Consider the following 17,427-nt stretch of genomic DNA (forward strand, 5'->3'; position numbering starts at 1 on the left):
TGTTAGAGCATATTATATTTGGTACTAGGCATATTATATTTGGTACTAGACATATTATATTTGGCAACAAATAAAAATTCAGCATTAAATTAGGTAATAAAAGTAGATTAGTTTATGCTCTATGTCATAGATGGCATAGGGCGTAGGCGATGAAGAAACTGCAATGGCTGACAAAAGAAGAAATCGATAAGCGCTTCGCAAGCGGCAGAGGAATGGGCCGTAAAAGCGAATATCAGCCATGGATTTACATTCAAGAAATATCCAGTGATGGCACGAGTTATCGTGCCTTATCTCACCGCACCGGCAGAGTAGTTCACTTGCTTTCCAAGCTAGAATACCTTGCTTTTTCACTCTACGACTGGAATGAGTCAATTTATGACATTCGAGAGCAGTATCCGTTTGCTCTAGAAACCACTCTGGAAGTAGCCGATAAAGCGGGCATAAAACATCCGCAAAAAGGCAATAAATATCACGTATTCACCACTGATTTGTTATTAGACTTTGATGGGTTAGAGAGCAATCAAATCGCGATTCAGGTCAAATACAATGATGAGCTGATGGATAAAAATGTTATTGCTAAGCTCGAAATAGAAAGGCGAAGTTGTCTGGCCAAAGGAATGCAGTGGAAGTTAATTACTGAACTCGACATACCTCATGTTCAACAAGCCAATATTGACTGGATACTAGGAGGAAAGGACCTTCACATTGGCGAATCTATTCAAATGCAAGTTTATGATCTTTGGGAAGAGATAAAGCGCTTCCCTGACATTAAGCTCGCTAAAGCTTGCTCAGATTATGATAAGCGTCATGGGCTTCCGTCAGGGGAAGCATTAAAGCTAGCTCGAAACGCCTTCAGCTACCGATTGCTGGCGTTTGATATCCATAAGCCCTATCAATACCTTATCTGCTCTGACATCCATAGCGTGACCTTCGGGTTCGATAGCGGAGATTTATATGCTGTTGGTTAATAGCGTAGTTGAAGATAACGGTCAATTTTATAGGGTGTTAGCCATCACACCGAATCACGCTATTTGGATTGATATATATAAACGACTTGCTGATCCTATCGAATTTGACATAAGCGCAATAGCCGAAGCTATTCAAAACAAATACGCACGAGTAGTCAATGATCCGTTCATTGATGAAACACTAAAACACCCCACCGAAGCTCAAAAAAACCGGCTAGAAGCGAACTGGTTAGTTATGCAAAAAGTTGCTGATAATCCTTATCGGCTCTTCAAGCATGGATGGCTTCGACTCTACGAGGAAGTTATCGATCAGAATCATCCTGAGTTTTCTAAAAAACACTTTTACAAGCTCCTGCGTCAATTTTTACAGCGTGGCCAGAACAAAAATGCCCTAAGACCTGATTTCCACAAGCAGGGTGCGCCAAAGCAACCGAGAAACATTGCTAATAAAAAAGTAGGCAGACCGCGTATCACGACTGTTGGCACAGGCATCCCAATTACGGATGAGATTAAACAATTGTTTAGGGAGGCCATTGATAAGTATTATTTGAATTCCATGAGAATGCCGTGGACAAAAGTTCATGACCTAATGCTACTTAAATTTAGGAAGCAATATCCCACTATTGCACGTCAAGATTCACCAACTGTTACGCAGCTAAAACACTTGTTTAATATGGAATACAAGGCCATTAAAACCGCACAAGCACGTAACACAGCAATAGCGTTCGAAAAGGACGTAAGACAACTTACCAGTACTGCAACGGCTCAAGTGTTAGGACCCGGAGACAGGTTTGAGTTTGACGCCACCATTATTGATCTTTATTTGGTCAGTGAAAAAGACCCATCAAAAATTATTGGTCGACCCACGCTTCTTATTGTAATCGATGTTTTTTCTCGTTTAACGGCAGGTTTCTACCTAACTTTTGAACCACCATCCTATGTTTTAGCCATGATGTCATTGGCAAACTGTTTAGAAAATAAAGTAGACGTTTGTAGGCGTTTAGGCATTTCAATCGAGTTTGAAGATTGGCCAGCGCTAGGTCTTCCAACGGCAGTATTAGCGGATAAAGGAGAGCTTCTTACCCACCAAGCAGATTCTTTAGTCAACGTGTTTAACACCCGTATAGAAAACGCAAAAGCTCGCCGCGGTGACGCTAAAGGCATTGTTGAACAGAGATTTAGAACCTTACAGGCTGAATTTAAGCCTTATGCCCCCGGCGTTGTGACAACAGAAACAGTTAAAAAAAGAGGGGGTAAGGATTATCGCTTAGATGCAAAACTATCTCTGCGACAAATGGAAGAGATAATTGCCTTACTTATATATAAGCATAATTTAAAAGGAATGAAAAAATATGATGCTGATGAAGGAATTCCCGAAGACCTGCCCTACACCCCAAAGGACTTGTGGAAATGGGGAATAATGAATAGGTCTGGTGCCTTAAAATCATATGACGTGGAAAAGTTTAAGGTACTAACTTTACCGAGAAATACCGCGACGGTTTCAAATGAAGGCATAAAGTATCAGTCTCTGACTTATAGTTGTTCAGAAGCATTCGAAAAAGGATGGTTTATTCGAGACAAGCACCGAACCAGACCACAGAAAGTCGAAATAGGATTTGACCCAAGGAGCACGAATAAAATTTATGTGTTCCCTCTGGGACAGACGTCTCAGTATTGGATCGCGCAGTTGACCGACCGAAGCCGTGCGTATAAAGATATGACGTTTTATGAAGCCAAGCTTTCTATGCAAGTAAGTAAACTAGCGAATAGTGAGGCTGCCAATGCCAATAAAGACAAACAGCTCTCTGCTGACGAAGAAATTCAAAAGCGCATGGAGTCAGCAGAAAAGCGTGCCAAAACTGGCAGTAAATCTGCGTCGAATAGTGCTCGTATTAAATCTATAAAAACTAATAAAAAGGAAGCTATAGCTCAAGAGCGCAAGGAACGTGCTGTCGGCAGCAACCCTGATAATGACCCTAAAACACCACCAAATAATGTTCAACCGATGAAAAGACAGGAAGATTTCTCTCACCCTGATATTCCAGATGATATTTATGGAGACGAAGATTGAAAACGCCTTATGTAGCGGTTACAGCAAATTATATTGATCCGGGGCTAGAAGAGTATCGTGGCAATCCGCTTATTGAAGCCTTGCCTAGGATTTACGAGGACGATCTTGTATTAGCAAAGACATTGGCATCCCGCCCAACACATAGTGAGGGTGACTTAAAGCTACATCCTAAATTGCGAATGCACGCGTTAGGGCGATTACTTGATGGTGACTTTTTTCATCCATTGCCAAACCACCTAAACCTCGAAAAAAAGTTGTCCCTGATGATTCGTAGCGGCTACGTTAAACGAAACCCTGCAAAACATTACGACAAACAATTGATGCAAGAAAACTATTTAAAATCTCAAGGAAAAGAAGAGAGAATTCAAGTATTCCCGACCACAGATCGATCAGTTCAGAGTACGACGTTAATTGGGTGCTCTGGCAGTGGCAAAACTACGGCGGTAAGGAAAGTTTTATCAACATACCCTCAATTAATTGAGCACCCTGACTACAATATGCATCAACAACTTGTCTACGTGGTTGTTGAATGTCCCTATAACGGCGATTTAGCGAGTCTATGTAAGAATTTCTTTCACTCGATTGACGAGGTGCTCAATACTAAGTATCACCGACGCTATGGTTATGAGATTCGAGTAGGCGAAAAAACTTTATTGCAAGCAATGAAACAGATAGTGATAGACCATTCGCTGGGTTTACTTGTGATAGACGAAATTCAGCACCTGCAAGATACCAAAGACAAACGTGATGAACTGTTAAAGTTTTTTACTGAATTGACTAATACCATCGGTGTTCCAGTACTTATCGTCGGAACCCCAAAAGCCTCGGGTATTTCGAAGGATTTGCGTGGCGCTAGGAGGGAAATTGGTTTTGGTAGTATGAACTGGGGAATATCCAAAACTGAAAGCGATATGAAGCAATGGCGGAGTTTTGCTATGCGACTATGGCGTTTTCAATGGGTTAAGAAGCGAACCCAAACGCCGGATAGCGATCTGCTTGAACACTTATTCGTACTGTCGCAGGGCATTATTGACATCACACTTAAGCTGTTTGTGATTGCACAGATAAGAGCAATTGTTACAAAAGCTGAAGAAATCACTATTCCATTGCTTGATACCGTTTATGCGGAAGAAATGAAAAGCGTACACCCTATGCTAGACGCTTTACGCTCTGGTAACGAGAAGGAAATCCTGAAGTATTCTGACCTTTTGATACCTACGGTTGATATTGAGGATGTTGTGAAAAACATGCCGCAATATGTTGAGGAACTTGATATCTCAGAGCAGAGGGAGCCTGAAGAAAATGGGCTGAAATCATTATTAGAGTTTTTCAAACTCGACTACAAGGAGCATGTCAGTGAAATTGCGCTTTTAAAAGATGAGTACCCGGACATCGACAATGTCAGCCTTGTAAGAAAGTTAATTGCTGAAGTTGATGCAAGCAAAGTAAGTTTAAAATCGGTTCAGAAAAAAGAGCAAAAACCAAAAACCAACGTCGTCCCATACGGGAAATGGTCGAAGCTTGATCATGACGATCTACGATATATTCGTTCCCAGTCCAATACTGAGTCCGAGATGCACTCGAATCTGGTCAAGGCTGGCTTAATAGCTGCTGTGGATTAGCTTTATTTGCATGAGGTTGATTTTGGTTGTGAGAGCTACCTGTATTTGAAACATCTGGCTGGCTTTGTCATTTATACTATGACAGGACTTTTCTTTCTAATGAATCAACACTATCTTTTATGTTGAAGTTATTTGGTAAGGCAAGAGAATTGGCGTATGAGCTTCTGGCAACTCTCGAAATTAGTCGGCTTTTAGCTTCTTATTCAAAGGAGGTTTCATGGATAAACTTGATGTTCTTCGACTTGCTGAAAGGGTCGCCCAAGAATCGGCATCGGGTTCTATTGCGGCTGAACTTTTGAGTAATGGAAATGATTTGTATGAGCCTAGTCAGACAAGTAAGAAACTCAGGCGAATTACACCCAATGGTGAAATCTCCGAAGGCTATCTTAAGGAAAATCGATTCGTCGTAGAAAAGATCTTTACCGTTTAACGCGATAGTTGATTTTTTGCGCAAATGGCTAACACTCTCCTCAGAGGTACTAGTGTGATCAGGAAGGGAAATTATCGGTCTAATTACCGAGCGACTTTGTCGCATGAAACTTAGCAGTTACTGTTATTATCCGCCATGAATCTATGAAAACTTGCTTTAAAGTATGACTTAATGCCACTTTTTGCTTAATGAAGATAGACTCAGACTATGCGGGGCAATTAATGTACACAATAAGTAAACTTGCGAAAGAAGCAAATGTAGGTGTAGAAACCATTCGTTTCTATGAAAGGAAGGCCTTATTGGAACAACCGATAAAACCATTGCAAGGATACAGGCAATATACACAGCAGGCACTTACCAGAGTGTTATTTATAAAGCGTGCTCAGTATTTAGGTTTTACATTGGCTGAAATATCATCACTATTAGTCTTGAGTACCAGCAGCTGTGACGACGTCCAGTCCCTCGCTGAGCATAAACTGGATATTATTGAAGATAAGTTAAAAGACTTAAGTCGTCTTAAAGGCAGCCTTGAATCCCTCGTATCAGACTGTAAAAACAACCCGAAAAACAAAATCTGCCCCATCATTCAGTCACTCCAGCCGTAAAATAACACTAACACTTGACTCCGTACCTAGATACGGAGTGTATGCTTCAGATTGTTTAAAAAATTACGTCATAATATGGTAAAAAGTAGTCAACTATCTATCTTAGGCGGTCTTGTTGCCGCCATCGGTGCTAGTGCATGTTGTGCTGGGCCGCTGGTGCTTCTTTTAATGGGTATTAGCGGACCGTGGATCAGCCATCTAACGCTTTTAGACCCTTATCGCCCTATTTTTATTTTTGCCGTAATAGTTTTATTTGGATTGGCAGGGTGGCAAATCCATCGGCCCGTAAACGACTGTGCAAAAAGTGAGTCATGTTCAATCTCTAAAGTAAGAGCGCGAAGAAAAGTAATTTTCTGGTCTACCGCGCTGTTGGCGTTTCTTTTTGTCACCAGTAATTACTGGATTATATGGCTAGTATAGCTACTACCACCTTAATTTTATCGGAGAAAAAATGAAGAAAATTTTAATCACATCACTGTTGTTAATAAGCAGCACTGCAACATTCGCGAAAGATGTAACACTTACTTTAGAAGTGCCTTCAATGGATTGTGCTACATGCCCGATAACAGTAAAAAAAGCGCTTGAGCGTGTTGAAGGTGTAATGGAAGTGGATGTTACATTCGAAAATAAACTTGCTGTTGTAAAATTTGACGATGAAGTAACTAGCCCTGATGTACTAACGAAAGCGACAGAGAATGCTGGTTTCCCTTCACGAGTAAAATCGTAACTTATTTTCGAATTGTTCTTTTTAACATACATGTGGAGCACCGCGCTTTGGCGAAAATAGAGCTTTTATCGACAATTACATGTCCTCAATGCAATCATAGCCAGCAAGAGGAAATGCCAACCACTGCATGTCAATTTTTCTATGAATGCACTCACTGCAAAATAGTGTTGAAACCTCTTAGCGGAGACTGCTGTGTTTATTGCTCATATGGAACAGTTAAATGCCCCCCAATTCAAGAGGATAGCGGTTGTTGCAGTTAGCAGATTAGCTGAGACTAATTATCCGTATTAGAAGAACACGCCTCTGCAATGCTATCTAACTGATGCAATACCCCGCACTCCTTAACCTTCTTATTATGATCACAAGCAGAACGAATTGAAATCAGTGTTTCTTGTAGTACTTTTAATTCAGCTATCCGATGTTCGATATCGTCAACATGCTTATCTATTGTAGTATTAACGTTTTCGCAGCTATTCTCTGGGTTTGCTCGGGTTTCCAGTACTAATTTAATTTCCTCGATTGTCATATCTAATGCGCGACATTGCTTTATAAACAATAACTGCTTCAGTGCATCTTCAGAGTAGCTTCGATAATTCGATGCCGTTCGCTCAGGTGCAGCCAATAGTGATTTACGCTCATAAAAACGAATTGTCTGAATACTTAACCCTGTCTTAGCTGCCAGAAGCCCAATTTTCATTTTAACTTGCCTAAAGCTTGACTCTATACCAAGTATAGAGTTTACACTCGCGTTATAGGTGAGTAAAGCGAGTGTTTTTATGAGTGGTTGTGGGTGCGAAATTGAGATAAAAGACCAAGAACAAAAGGCAGTTCTCTACTGGCTATTGGGCATCAATGCTGTGATGTTTATCATTGAAATGAGTGTAGGGTTACTCGCTGACTCAACAGCACTTATTGCAGACTCCCTTGATATGTTGGCTGACGCAGTCGTTTACGGTGTTGGTATATATGCAGTAGGGAAAACAATTGTTCACAAAGCCAATGCTGCAAAGGTAAGTGGATATTTTCAATTGGCATTAGGCCTATTAATTTTGTTTGACATAGCTCGTCGCGCAACCTTTGGAAGTGGGCCTGAATCTATGCTTATGATGGGCATGGGCGGTGTTGCACTTATCGCTAACGTTATATGTTTGGCGATAATCAGAAAACAAAAAAATGGCGAGGTGCATATGCGAGCAAGTTGGATATTCTCGGCAAACGACGTCATTGCAAACATAGGAGTGATATTGGCGGGTGTGATGGTTTATCTATTCGATACTCGTTGGCCTGATTTGGTCATAGGTTTTATTGTGTCTATCGTTGTGTTACGAGGCGCAGTCTTAATTCTAAAAGACGCCAGACAGGAATTCCGTGAAAACAGCTCGACGAATGGAGAGATCGTATGAATTTCACTCAAGCAGCAAAACCTTACATACTTCAAAAACTGAGCGCCGCGCATCAATCCCTTTCGAACAATGACAATAAAGCAGGATTTAAGGCCTTAGAGGATGCTCATGTCATCGGTCAGCACTCAACATACCACCACACACGAGTGCATTATGAAATGCTTAAATTTGGAATAGAACGCCGCGACCTTAAAGAGATATTTGGACAAATTTTTAGAATGCTAGGTGCGCTGACTAAAACTCCAATTGGCTTATTGCCTGAGGGCAATACTGGTGGGGCAAACGTGAGTCCATTCAAGTCAATGTCTATTTCACCCGAAAACAAAGCCATATTGGAAAAAATTAGAAATGCACAGTCATAACCATTCACACTCGCAAGAGAATTCAACCGACGCGTCTAAACGTATTGGATGGGCGTTTTTCTTAAATGTGGTGTTCACTGTTATTGAATTCATTGGTGGATGGCTTACCAACAGCACCGCTATTATGGCTGACGCAGTGCACGATTTGGGTGATAGTCTTTCCATTGGTACAGCGTGGGGATTAAACAAGCTTAGCGATAAAGATTCTAATCAAACATTCTCATACGGCTACAAAAGATTTTCCTTACTCGGTGCATTGATTAACGGTATTGTGCTGACGGTAGGCTCCATTTGGATATTGCTTGAAGCGATACCTCGTTTGGCTGAGCCTGAAATGCCCCAAGTTGAAGGGATGGTTTTATTGTCTATCTTTGGGATGGCAGTAAACGGCTTTGCGGCTTATAAACTGAGTGAGGGAGACTCATTAAATGAGCGAGTCCTCAACTGGCATTTGCTGGAAGATGTGCTTGGTTGGGTAGCAGTATTTATCGTGTCCATCGTCTTAATGTTTAAGCCTTGGCCTATTTTAGATCCAATCTTATCCATTGGCTTTACTTTGTTCATCCTTTTCAATGTGTTCCGCAATCTCAAAGAAACCCTAATGCTGTTTTTGCAAGCAACGCCCGATGAAGAACAGCTTTCAAAGATTCGAAGCGATTTACTGGCAAACGATAAGGTAAGTGATCTTCATCATTTTCATATTTGGTCTCTAGACGGTGAGCGTAACGTAATGACGGTCCATCTTGTTCTTGATGAAGATGTCAGTCTTGAGCACCTCCAATCACTCAAAGAAAACATACACAGTTCGTTAGAAAAGTATAAATTTGAACATACGACAGTTGAGCTGGAGTTTGCTAATGAACAATGTCGTGACGAAGTGAATTAGGCTTGGTAACCTTTCATACATGAAAAATCTAAAACGCATAAGTTACATCGTGATCTCGCTGATACTCTTTCAGTCGTTTTCTGCTGTGGCGAATTCGTTAGATTTTCATGCAATAGACATTCAGCACTTGCAACACGAGCATAAGCATTCTGAGCACGAGCAAGTGCAGTCTGAGCTGTCTGCCAATGAAACCAGTGATAAAGTAAGTACAGAGCACCACAATCCTGCTGATTGTCACCATTGCGGCCACTGCCATGGCACACATGCACAATGGGTCAGTCAGAGTCATATCAACAGTCTGAAAACAGTGGTTTCAGTCCACAATTTCAACTATTTAGATGCGGTAATTGACGCACCTATTAACCGCTTACTTCGCCCCCCCAAAATTACTTCCTAGTACGTTTTTTCGATAGCACCGCGCTGATAACACTCGCGATGCTAAATATTGATAAATTATTAGGATATTCCAATGAAAATGTTTCCTATTTTCGGGCATGCATCTGCCATTGTGTGCAGTTGCATACTGGGCTTATTACTCAGTCCACCGACCGCTCATGCGGCGAAAACCAACAGATTTGTAGACAAAAGTGTCCAAGCGCCCATACGAGAAACGCTGACTCTTGAGGACGCTATTAGACTAACACTTGCCAATAATCCAAGTCTGTATGAGTTTAAATTTAAACAACGTGTTATAGACGGAGAGTCAAAAACGGCGGCGCTTAAACCCGCATTGAATGCAGGGGTTGAATTAGAGAACTTTTTGGGAACTGGCGAGGTATCAGGTCTCAAAGAGCTTGAAGTTACCTTGACATTATCATCAGTGTTACAGCTCAATGATAAGCCAGCAGCAAGGTTGAATGTACTCTCTGAACGAAGAATACAGCAAGATGTTGAAAAGCGAATACTCACCTTAGATATCCTCGGTGAGCTTAATCGTCGTTACATCAAAGTACTCGTATTGCAGGCGAACTTAGACGTCATAAAAGATGCAGAGGCACTTGCACTTTATACATTGAATGCCGTAACGAAACGCGTTGAAGCAGGCGCGTCCCCCTTGTTAGAACAAAAACGTGCCCAAGCTGCGCTGGCCCAAGCAAAGCTCGATGTTAATCTAGCTCAACAGGACCTAACGTTTGCCTTGCGCAGTTTATCCATCATGTGGGGGGAGCAGGTACCGAGCTTTAAGCGTGTGGAAGGCGATCTTTTTGCTTTTAATAAGATTGAGTCGTTTGATGCGCTGGCAGTCGCAATCCAAAATAGCCCTCACATTGACCTATACGCTAAACAAAGCCGTGTGCAAGCGGCGCAGCTTCGTTTAGTGCAAGCGAATAACCGCGCTGATATTGAGTGGTCAGCGGGGCTTCGCAGAATGCAAGGTATTGATGAAACAGCACTGGTTGCCGGAGTAAGCGTTCCATTGTTTCAAAAAGAACGAAACCTTGGTGAATATGAAGCAAACAGGGCACGTCTTGACGCAATAGAGCAGCAAAGACAAAGCAACGTTCGAAGCCTATTACATTCAGTTAATCAAGCGTTAGGCGAACATACACGAGCATTGCTAGAGATTGACACACTTCAGCGCAAGGTGATTCCTCCGTTAAAGGGCGCGTTAGATTTAGTCGAGAACGCCTATTTGGAGGGCCGTTTCAGCTACTTGGAATGGGTAACTACTCGACAAGAATTTCTGACAACCCGGCTGACATTAATAGAGGCAGCGTCTCAAGTTCACTTAAGCAAAACAGAAATTGAAACACTCACAGGTCTCGCGCTGACGAATGAGCACAATGATGACTCATTTCACCCAAGTCACAAAAGCAATTGGCAGCAGTCATCTAACATTTCGATAAGAAGTCATGATTATGAATAAATTCACAATACAAAAAGTACTTATTTCTATCTTCACCCTTAGCCTTTATAGCCTAACCGCAATCGCAGGAGGTAAACACAGTGATGTAAGTTCCAGCGATCAAGACAATCACGCAGGTGAAGTCGTAAGAATGAGCAATGAAACAGCAATTCAGAATGGTATTTCTGCAACTCCCGTGCTCGCACGCGATATTGCGTTAACGAGTACGCTTTATGGGCGAATTAGTGCAGACCCCGCCTCATTAAGTCATATAAGAGCACGGTTTGACGGTGTTATTAAAGATGTAAAAGTCAACATTGGCGATTCCGTTAAGAAAGGTGATATTTTAGCGGTTGTTGAGTCCAATGAGAGTTTAAAAAGTTATTCCATCACGTCACCTTTTGATGGCAATGTGATTGCGCGACATGCGAATAATGGTGAGTTATCAAACGGGCAAGTACTTTTTTCGTTAGCTAACTATAAAAACGTATGGGCACAGCTGACCGTTTTTTCACAAATGCTTAGCAGCATCAAGGTTGGACAGTCAGTTGAACTAAGCCACGCAGGTTTCAACCAAACCTCCAAGATTGCATATATTACGCCTTCAGCTGATGGCAATCCACACTCTCTTGCCAATGTAGCTGTCGATAATAGTACTGGATATTGGCCACTCGGTACGCTGGTCAAAGCACAAGTTACGACGTCAACTAAGTCAGTAAGTCATTCGGTTCCTCTATCTTCTGTGCAAGAGTATGAAGCCAAACAAGTTGTTTTTGTGGTTGAGGGTGATGAGTATGCGCCCAGAGCGGTAGAGCTTGGTGTCTCAGATGGTCACTATATCGAGGTTATCAGTGGCCTTGAAGCAGGCGAACGCGTCGTGGCTTCCAATAGCTACATAATTAAAGCAGATTTGGAAAAATCGGAGGCAGGCCATGATCATTAATGCCTCACTACAACTGATATTTCCCTGTCAAATGGCGTGTAGTTCTAAGGGAGGTTTAAGATGCTAGTTTCCATTATTCGTACCGCAATCGAAAAGCGCGGTATTTTTCTGATGCTTTCCTTTTTGGTGATTGGATTAGGCCTATTCAGTTATCAAAAGCTGCCTATTGATGCCGTACCCGATATCACCAACGTTCAGGTACAAATCAACACACAAGCAGAAGGTTATTCACCGCTTGAAACTGAACAACGTATCACCTTTTTGGTAGAAAACGCTTTGGCAGGATTACCAAACTTGGACTACACACGTTCACTATCGCGCTATGGCTTATCACAAGTGACGGCCGTTTTTGAAGAAGGCACGGATCTCTATTTTGCCAGAAACCTCATAAACGAACGGCTAGGCATTATCAAAAGCCAATTGCCCGATGGTATTGAGCCTAAGATGGGGCCGATTGCCACAGGTTTGGGTGAAATTTACATGTACACGCTTAGCGCGAAGCCCGGCACAGTAACTGTCGATGGCAGAAAATTTGATGCAATGGCGCTTCGAGAGTTACACGATTGGGTGGTGAAACCTCAACTGGCCTTGGTGAAAGGGGTAACAGAGGTTAATGCTATTGGGGGGTTTACCAAACAGTATCATGTGAAGCCTAATCCTCAACTTATGCTTAATTACGGCGTTAGTACTGACGATTTATTGCGGGCATTAAATCGAAATAACGCTAATCAGGGCGCTGGGTACATTGAACGCAACGGCCAGCAAATACTAGTACGTTCACAAGCGAGACTTTCGAGCGTTGAGGACATCGGTAACGTGGTGGTAACGCTTACAAACCGATCTCCCGTCACGGTAAGTGACATTGCAGAGGTCGCCATCGGTAAGGAGCTTAGAACGGGCGCTGCAACACGAGAAGGTCAAGAGACGGTGTTGGGCACAGCTATGATGCTAATAGGCGAAAATAGCCGAGCTGTTGCGCTAGACGTGGCTGATAAAGTGGATGAAATCCAAGCAAGCCTGCCAGAGGGCGTAATTATCCAAAGTGTATACGATCGCACTACGCTCGTGGATAAAGCCATCAATACAGTACAAAAAAACCTTGTTGAAGGCGCACTACTCGTTATTGTTGTCTTATTTTTATTGCTGGGCAATATACGGGCAGCAATTATCACCGCCGCTGTCATCCCACTTGCCATGCTTGCCACAATAATAGGCATGGTACAAACGGGCGTTAGCGCGAACCTAATGAGCTTAGGTGCGTTAGACTTTGGACTGATTGTTGACGGAGCGGTTATTATTGTGGAGAACTGTATTAGGCGATTAAGTGAATCGCAGCGGCGAACGGGTGCAATACTGCCTCTTAAAGAACGGCTGGAAGTCGTATTTGAGGCAACGAATGAGGTGATACGCCCAAGTCTATTTGGCGTGATGATAATCACGATTGTGTACATTCCTATCTTTAGCTTAACAGGTGTCGAAGGGAAGATGTTTCACCCAATGGCGGCTACCGTAATATTGGCATTGCTAGCGGCAATGGTATTTTCAATCACCATTGTGCCCGCAGCTGTTGCTATGTTTATGTCAGGCAAGGTTAGTGAAAAAGAGAGTCCAATAATAACAGGGGCTAAATCAGTTTACCGCCCTGTATTGGAGTGGGCATTAAAATTACGATGGTTAGTCGTAGGTGCTGCGACATTGCTTGTTATCATCAGTGTTTGGTTTGGGATGCGTCTAGGCTCTGAATTCGTGCCGCAACTTGATGAGGGTGACATCGCCCTTCATGCAATGAGAGTGCCCGGCACGGGAATTGAGCAGGCTGTCGATATGCAAAAACGGCTTGAACAGGTCATTATGCAATACCCACAGGTAAACACCGTGTTTGCTAAAACGGGTACTGCTGAGGTGGCTACTGATGCTATGCCACCCAATGTCACCGACACTTTTGTAATGTTAAAACCCATTGATGAATGGCCAAACCCTGCATTATCGAAAGCGAAGTTTGTCGAGCAATTAGAACGGGATCTTCAAAATGTGCCCGGCAATAACTATGAGTTTACGCAACCCATACAGATGCGCTTTAACGAATTGATTAGCGGCGTTAGAGCAGATTTAGGGATCAAAATTTATGGTGATGATCTGGATAAGCTGCGGGATTCAGCTGGTGATGTTTTAGCGGTATTACAAGGTATTCCGGGCGCTGCTGATGCACGAGTAGAACAAGTAGATGAGATCCCTATCTTCACGGTGAACCCGAAACCTTATGCGCTGGCGCGTTACAACTTAGACGTAACTGACTTGCAAACATGGTTAAGTGCATCCGTTGGCGGCAAAGAAGCTGGTTTGGTATTTGAAGGTGACAGACGTTTTGAGATTGTTGTTCGTTATTCTGAAGATATTCGCAATAACTTAGAAGCACTGGGAAATATACCCATCATGACCAATGATGGTGAGTATGTGCCAATCGCCGAGGTGGCTGAGCTTGAATATACCAATATACCCAGTCAAATAAGTCGAGAAAACGCAAAGCGCCGTATCGTAGTCACAGCAAATGTGAGAGATCGTGATTTAGGCTCTTTTGTGAATGATGCTAAAGAGCAGATCGCAGCCAATGTGGTACTGCCAAGTGGCTACTGGATAAGTTATGGCGGTACGTTTGAGCAATTGGAAAGCGCAAGTCAGCGACTGAGTTTGGTTGTGCCCGCAACGCTTTTTCTGATCCTTGCATTACTTGTGATTGCATTCGGCTCAGTCAAAGACGCCTTGATAATTTTTACAGGCGTCCCTTTGGCATTAACTGGCGGCATCTTTGCGCTTTGGAGCAGAGATATGCCTCTTTCAATATCCGCAGGGATTGGTTTTATCGCGCTCTCTGGTATTGCTGTATTGAATGGTCTGGTGATGCTGTCTTTTATCAGGCAGAGGATGGAAGAAACTGGCGAGTTAGTAAACTCGATTATTGATGGTGCAATGACACGTTTGCGGCCAGTGCTGATGACCGCGTTAGTGGCGAGTCTTGGTTTCGTGCCCATGGCGCTTAACGTAGGTACTGGCGCAGAGGTGCAGCGACCTCTGGCAACCGTGGTCATTGGTGGGCTCATATCCTCTACCTTGTTAACTCTGGTTGTACTACCTGTACTCTATAGACTCGTTCACAGCAAAACTGCGATCTAATGTTAAGGGCTTTCTGATTAATGACGAAAGCCCTTATTTCGAATTATCCAGAACGGCGAAACTAGAATATTGTCGTGTCGTTCATTTTTTGACGTTGCAGGAAAGTATGGAACCAACAAGAAAAAGTGATTTGAAAAAGGCGAGAACGCTTCAAATATTAAATGTCATCTATGATGCAATTGAAGTAATAGTCGCTTTAATAGCAGGAATAATTGCCAATAGTTCAGCGCTCATAGGGTGGGCATTGGACAGCACAATAGAGGTGGTAAGTGCTGCCACCCTTGGCTGGCGTCTACACGGTTAGCTTAAAGGAATTGATGAAGATCAGGTAAATAGACGGAAGAAAATTACTCTCTACGTGATTGCAGTATCATTTACTTTGGTCTGTATATTTATATCTTATGATTCAATTACAAAACTTCTTAGTCAGCAAACTTCAAGCTGGAGCACTATGGGGTTAATCATTTTAGTTACTTCTTTGCTTATCAACCCTATTCTTATTTATTTCAAAAGAAAATATGGTCGTAAGCTGGACAGCCCAGCGTTACTTGCCGATGCCAAAGATACCTTTATCTGTTTATACCAGACTATCGTTGTTCTTGCTGGTTTGCTATTGGTAAATTGGTTAGGTTGGTGGTGGGCAGATCCTGTGGCGGCGTTGCTCATTGTACCTTATGCAGCAAAAGAAGGTTGGGAGGCCTACACTAAAGCAAGAGAAATCAACGTTGATAAGAAGTAACTGGCGAATACAATACTTTCTCTCAAAACTGACTTAATTCATAGTATAGAAACTATAATCGTTTTTTAGTTACTTAGATTTTTATCAGGTAATGCTGTTAACTGAGCAGATAAAACGAAGCGCCTAGTCTTCGGAAGACTACACAGAGTGTACGAAGCCATTTAGCCAATGTTTAGGATATAAAAATCAACAGGAATCCATAAAGCTTTTAACTGAATCAGGGTTAGATTTACATCGTGCGAAAGGAGGGGAAACATGAGTGAGTTTTTAACGCAATGGCAAGAGGCCGCCCACACTACTTTGGGCCCATTTTGGATGGCTTTTTGGGCCTTCGCGCTTGGTTACCTAATAAGCTCAATGATCCAAGTTTTTGTCACCAAAGAGAGAATGCAAAAATCCATGGGAAAAACCGGACCCAAAAGTGTCGCATTGGGCACTTTCTTTGGTTTTATTTCCAGTTCCTGTTCCTTCGCAGCTTTATCTACAACGCGTGCTCTATTTGTAAAAGGTGCAGGCTTAATCCCTTCGCTTGCTTTCATGTTGGCGTCCACCAATTTGGTGGTGGAATTAGGCATAATCATTTCTATTTTTCTTGGGTGGCAGTTTGTTGTAGGAGAATATGTCGGTGGTATTCTACTTATCCTAGCCGTTTGGCTGTTGGTCAAACTGACGTGTAAAAAAGAGTTTGAGGAAAAGTCGCGAGAGCATGCAAAAAAAGCAGAAGGTGGCGATAGCCAAGCGAATAGCAAGGAAAAAAGCTGGAAAGATAAAATAGTGAGTAAAGCGGGATGGCACCAAGTTGCTAGCCGCTACACGATGGAATGGAAGATGGTATGGAAAGATGTAACCATTGGATTCACTGTCGCCGGTATCATTGCGGTATTTGTTCCCACTGAATTTTTTCAATCACTTTTCATCGGAGCCGGGCAAGAATCGAATTCCTTTTTGCAAATTCTTGCGCAAACCATCGTTGGCCCCGTCGCGGCCTTTTTTACTTTTATCGGCTCCATGGGCAACATTCCGCTAGCGGCCGTGTTATTCGGGCAGGGGGTAAGTTTCGCTGGAGTAATGGCGTTTATCTTTAGTGATCTGGTGGTATTTCCAGTGTTGCGGATTCAGGCGCAGTACTATGGCTGGAAAATGGCCATTTATATACTGATTGTATTTCTATGTGCGCTTGTGGGCGTATCGCTCGTCATGCACTATGGACTCGATCTCTTGGGACACTTGCCTGATGCTTCAGGATTTCAGTCAATGACAGATCGTGAGTTTTTTAACATAGACTACACGTTTTTCTTGAACTTGCTCTTTCTCGCGCTAACCACTGCATTCATCGTTTGGCAGTACTATAAAAAAGAAAAATCGATGTCAACTAATCGAAGCCTTGGCGACTGGATACTGCTGTCGCTTTCGATTGTCGCGTATGGATGGCTTGCAATTGGTGTGGCTGTGCTTCCATTTTTCTAATCTACAAGCGCATTTTTCTTAAATTGGGCGACTTGCATCGATCCTACTTCTAGCCTCGTCTATACAGTCACATCTGAATTGCTGATAACCGTTGTGCTCAGTTAGTTTTTTTTGAGAGGGAACGCTCTGTATCATTTACACAAACACAAGTTTAGATTATCATGATAAGGTATTTTTAAGAGAACTG

At 42.6% G+C, this 17,427-nt stretch carries 19 protein-coding genes; 18 read left to right on the top strand and 1 reads right to left on the bottom strand.

Annotation, left to right across the window (positions count from 1 at the left end; translation table 11 throughout):
• Positions 1-149 precede the first annotated feature (149 nt).
• The 8 genes from GVO62_RS18775 to GVO62_RS19550 all read left to right on the top strand — a co-directional run bounded on the left by GVO62_RS18775 (position 150) and on the right by GVO62_RS19550 (position 6,683).
• A complete protein-coding gene (locus GVO62_RS18775; protein ID WP_159120557.1) occupies positions 150-968 on the top strand; it encodes a TnsA endonuclease N-terminal domain-containing protein in 819 nt (272 codons plus the stop codon).
• Positions 955-3,039: a Mu transposase C-terminal domain-containing protein gene (locus GVO62_RS18780; protein ID WP_159120558.1), complete on the top strand. Its 2,085-nt coding sequence runs from the start codon at positions 955-957 to the stop codon at positions 3,037-3,039. Before GVO62_RS18775 ends, GVO62_RS18780 begins: the two co-directional genes overlap by 14 nt.
• The gene (locus GVO62_RS18785) at positions 3,036-4,661 is read left to right on the top strand and encodes an ATP-binding protein (RefSeq protein WP_159120559.1); all 1,626 of its coding nucleotides are present in this window, start codon (positions 3,036-3,038) and stop codon (positions 4,659-4,661) included. The genes GVO62_RS18780 and GVO62_RS18785 overlap by 4 nt, the downstream gene beginning before the upstream one ends.
• A 217-nt stretch (positions 4,662-4,878) precedes the next feature.
• On the top strand, positions 4,879-5,091 hold the full coding sequence (locus GVO62_RS18790; protein ID WP_118491370.1) for a hypothetical protein: 213 nt from the start codon (positions 4,879-4,881) through the stop codon (positions 5,089-5,091).
• Positions 5,092-5,312: 221 nt separating this feature from the next.
• Positions 5,313-5,696 carry a MerR family transcriptional regulator gene (locus GVO62_RS18795; protein ID WP_159120560.1) on the top strand — a complete coding sequence of 128 codons (384 nt, stop codon included), beginning with the start codon at positions 5,313-5,315 and terminating at the stop codon, positions 5,694-5,696.
• A 75-nt stretch (positions 5,697-5,771) separates the two neighbouring features.
• Positions 5,772-6,116 (top strand): mercuric transporter MerT family protein, encoded by a 345-nt coding sequence (locus GVO62_RS18800; RefSeq protein WP_159120561.1) that lies wholly within the window; start codon positions 5,772-5,774, stop codon positions 6,114-6,116.
• 31 nt (positions 6,117-6,147) lie between these two features.
• Positions 6,148-6,423, top strand: a complete 276-nt coding sequence (merP, locus tag GVO62_RS18805) for a mercury resistance system periplasmic binding protein MerP (RefSeq protein ID WP_159120562.1) — start codon at positions 6,148-6,150, stop codon at positions 6,421-6,423.
• A gap of 47 nt (positions 6,424-6,470) precedes the next feature.
• On the top strand, positions 6,471-6,683 hold the full coding sequence (locus GVO62_RS19550; protein WP_159120563.1) for a GDCCVxC domain-containing (seleno)protein: 213 nt from the start codon (positions 6,471-6,473) through the stop codon (positions 6,681-6,683).
• 14 nt (positions 6,684-6,697) lie between these two features.
• On the opposite strand, the gene GVO62_RS18815 is transcribed toward GVO62_RS19550, so the two are convergent.
• On the bottom strand, positions 6,698-7,120 hold the full coding sequence (locus GVO62_RS18815) for a Cd(II)/Pb(II)-responsive transcriptional regulator (RefSeq protein ID WP_159120564.1): 423 nt from the start codon (positions 7,118-7,120) through the stop codon (positions 6,698-6,700).
• A gap of 79 nt (positions 7,121-7,199) precedes the next feature.
• Here GVO62_RS18815 and GVO62_RS18820 point away from each other — a divergent pair, with 79 nt between their 5' ends.
• From GVO62_RS18820 to GVO62_RS18860, 10 genes are all read left to right on the top strand, one after another.
• Positions 7,200-7,826 (top strand): cation transporter, encoded by a 627-nt coding sequence (locus GVO62_RS18820; RefSeq protein ID WP_014951211.1) that lies wholly within the window; start codon positions 7,200-7,202, stop codon positions 7,824-7,826.
• Complete coding sequence (locus GVO62_RS18825) at positions 7,823-8,188, top strand: DUF3703 domain-containing protein (protein ID WP_014951212.1); 366 nt, start codon at positions 7,823-7,825, stop codon at positions 8,186-8,188. Before GVO62_RS18820 ends, GVO62_RS18825 begins: the two co-directional genes overlap by 4 nt.
• Entirely contained in the window at positions 8,175-9,074 is a 900-nt protein-coding gene (locus GVO62_RS18830) for a cation diffusion facilitator family transporter (protein ID WP_014951213.1), read from the top strand. Before GVO62_RS18825 ends, GVO62_RS18830 begins: the two co-directional genes overlap by 14 nt.
• 19 nt (positions 9,075-9,093) lie before the next feature.
• Entirely contained in the window at positions 9,094-9,471 is a 378-nt protein-coding gene (locus tag GVO62_RS18835) for a hypothetical protein (RefSeq protein WP_014951214.1), read from the top strand.
• A 72-nt stretch (positions 9,472-9,543) separates the two neighbouring features.
• On the top strand, positions 9,544-10,941 hold the full coding sequence (locus GVO62_RS18840; protein WP_014951215.1) for a TolC family protein: 1,398 nt from the start codon (positions 9,544-9,546) through the stop codon (positions 10,939-10,941).
• The gene (locus GVO62_RS18845) at positions 10,934-11,863 is read left to right on the top strand and encodes an efflux RND transporter periplasmic adaptor subunit (RefSeq protein ID WP_014951216.1); all 930 of its coding nucleotides are present in this window, start codon (positions 10,934-10,936) and stop codon (positions 11,861-11,863) included. The genes GVO62_RS18840 and GVO62_RS18845 overlap by 8 nt, the downstream gene beginning before the upstream one ends.
• A gap of 60 nt (positions 11,864-11,923) precedes the next feature.
• Positions 11,924-15,034, top strand: a complete 3,111-nt coding sequence (locus GVO62_RS18850) for an efflux RND transporter permease subunit (RefSeq protein WP_159120565.1) — start codon at positions 11,924-11,926, stop codon at positions 15,032-15,034.
• Positions 15,035-15,140: 106 nt separating this feature from the next.
• On the top strand, positions 15,141-15,338 hold the full coding sequence (locus GVO62_RS19555) for a hypothetical protein (protein WP_236547240.1): 198 nt from the start codon (positions 15,141-15,143) through the stop codon (positions 15,336-15,338).
• Between the two features lie 54 nt (positions 15,339-15,392).
• Positions 15,393-15,773: a cation diffusion facilitator family transporter gene (locus GVO62_RS19560; RefSeq protein WP_236547241.1), complete on the top strand. Its 381-nt coding sequence runs from the start codon at positions 15,393-15,395 to the stop codon at positions 15,771-15,773.
• 255 nt (positions 15,774-16,028) lie between these two features.
• Complete coding sequence (locus GVO62_RS18860; protein ID WP_159120566.1) at positions 16,029-17,240, top strand: permease; 1,212 nt, start codon at positions 16,029-16,031, stop codon at positions 17,238-17,240.
• Positions 17,241-17,427 lie beyond the last annotated feature (187 nt).

It is taken from the genome of Alteromonas sp. KUL150 (assembly GCF_009811475.1).
Classification (GTDB): domain Bacteria; phylum Pseudomonadota; class Gammaproteobacteria; order Enterobacterales; family Alteromonadaceae; genus Alteromonas; species Alteromonas gracilis.

Excerpts from the sequence above, each read along its gene's own strand:
- GVO62_RS18840 (WP_014951215.1), top strand. The coding sequence starts at position 9,544 with ATGAAAATGTTTCCTATTTTCGGGCATGCATCTGCCATTGTGTGCAGT.
- GVO62_RS18790 (WP_118491370.1), top strand. The coding sequence starts at position 4,879 with ATGGATAAACTTGATGTTCTTCGACTTGCTGAAAGGGTCGCCCAAGAA.
- GVO62_RS19555 (WP_236547240.1), top strand. The coding sequence starts at position 15,141 with ATGGAACCAACAAGAAAAAGTGATTTGAAAAAGGCGAGAACGCTTCAA.
- GVO62_RS18835 (WP_014951214.1), top strand. The coding sequence starts at position 9,094 with ATGAAAAATCTAAAACGCATAAGTTACATCGTGATCTCGCTGATACTC.
- GVO62_RS18825 (WP_014951212.1), top strand. The coding sequence starts at position 7,823 with ATGAATTTCACTCAAGCAGCAAAACCTTACATACTTCAAAAACTGAGC.
- GVO62_RS18830 (WP_014951213.1), top strand. The coding sequence starts at position 8,175 with ATGCACAGTCATAACCATTCACACTCGCAAGAGAATTCAACCGACGCG.
- GVO62_RS18775 (WP_159120557.1), top strand. The coding sequence starts at position 150 with ATGAAGAAACTGCAATGGCTGACAAAAGAAGAAATCGATAAGCGCTTC.
- GVO62_RS18845 (WP_014951216.1), top strand. The coding sequence starts at position 10,934 with ATGAATAAATTCACAATACAAAAAGTACTTATTTCTATCTTCACCCTT.
- GVO62_RS18815 (WP_159120564.1), bottom strand. The coding sequence starts at position 7,120 with ATGAAAATTGGGCTTCTGGCAGCTAAGACAGGGTTAAGTATTCAGACA.
- GVO62_RS18800 (WP_159120561.1), top strand. The coding sequence starts at position 5,772 with ATGGTAAAAAGTAGTCAACTATCTATCTTAGGCGGTCTTGTTGCCGCC.
- GVO62_RS18860 (WP_159120566.1), top strand. The coding sequence starts at position 16,029 with ATGAGTGAGTTTTTAACGCAATGGCAAGAGGCCGCCCACACTACTTTG.
- merP (WP_159120562.1), top strand. The coding sequence starts at position 6,148 with ATGAAGAAAATTTTAATCACATCACTGTTGTTAATAAGCAGCACTGCA.
- GVO62_RS18850 (WP_159120565.1), top strand. The coding sequence starts at position 11,924 with ATGCTAGTTTCCATTATTCGTACCGCAATCGAAAAGCGCGGTATTTTT.
- GVO62_RS18780 (WP_159120558.1), top strand. The coding sequence starts at position 955 with ATGCTGTTGGTTAATAGCGTAGTTGAAGATAACGGTCAATTTTATAGG.
- GVO62_RS18820 (WP_014951211.1), top strand. The coding sequence starts at position 7,200 with ATGAGTGGTTGTGGGTGCGAAATTGAGATAAAAGACCAAGAACAAAAG.
- GVO62_RS18795 (WP_159120560.1), top strand. The coding sequence starts at position 5,313 with ATGTACACAATAAGTAAACTTGCGAAAGAAGCAAATGTAGGTGTAGAA.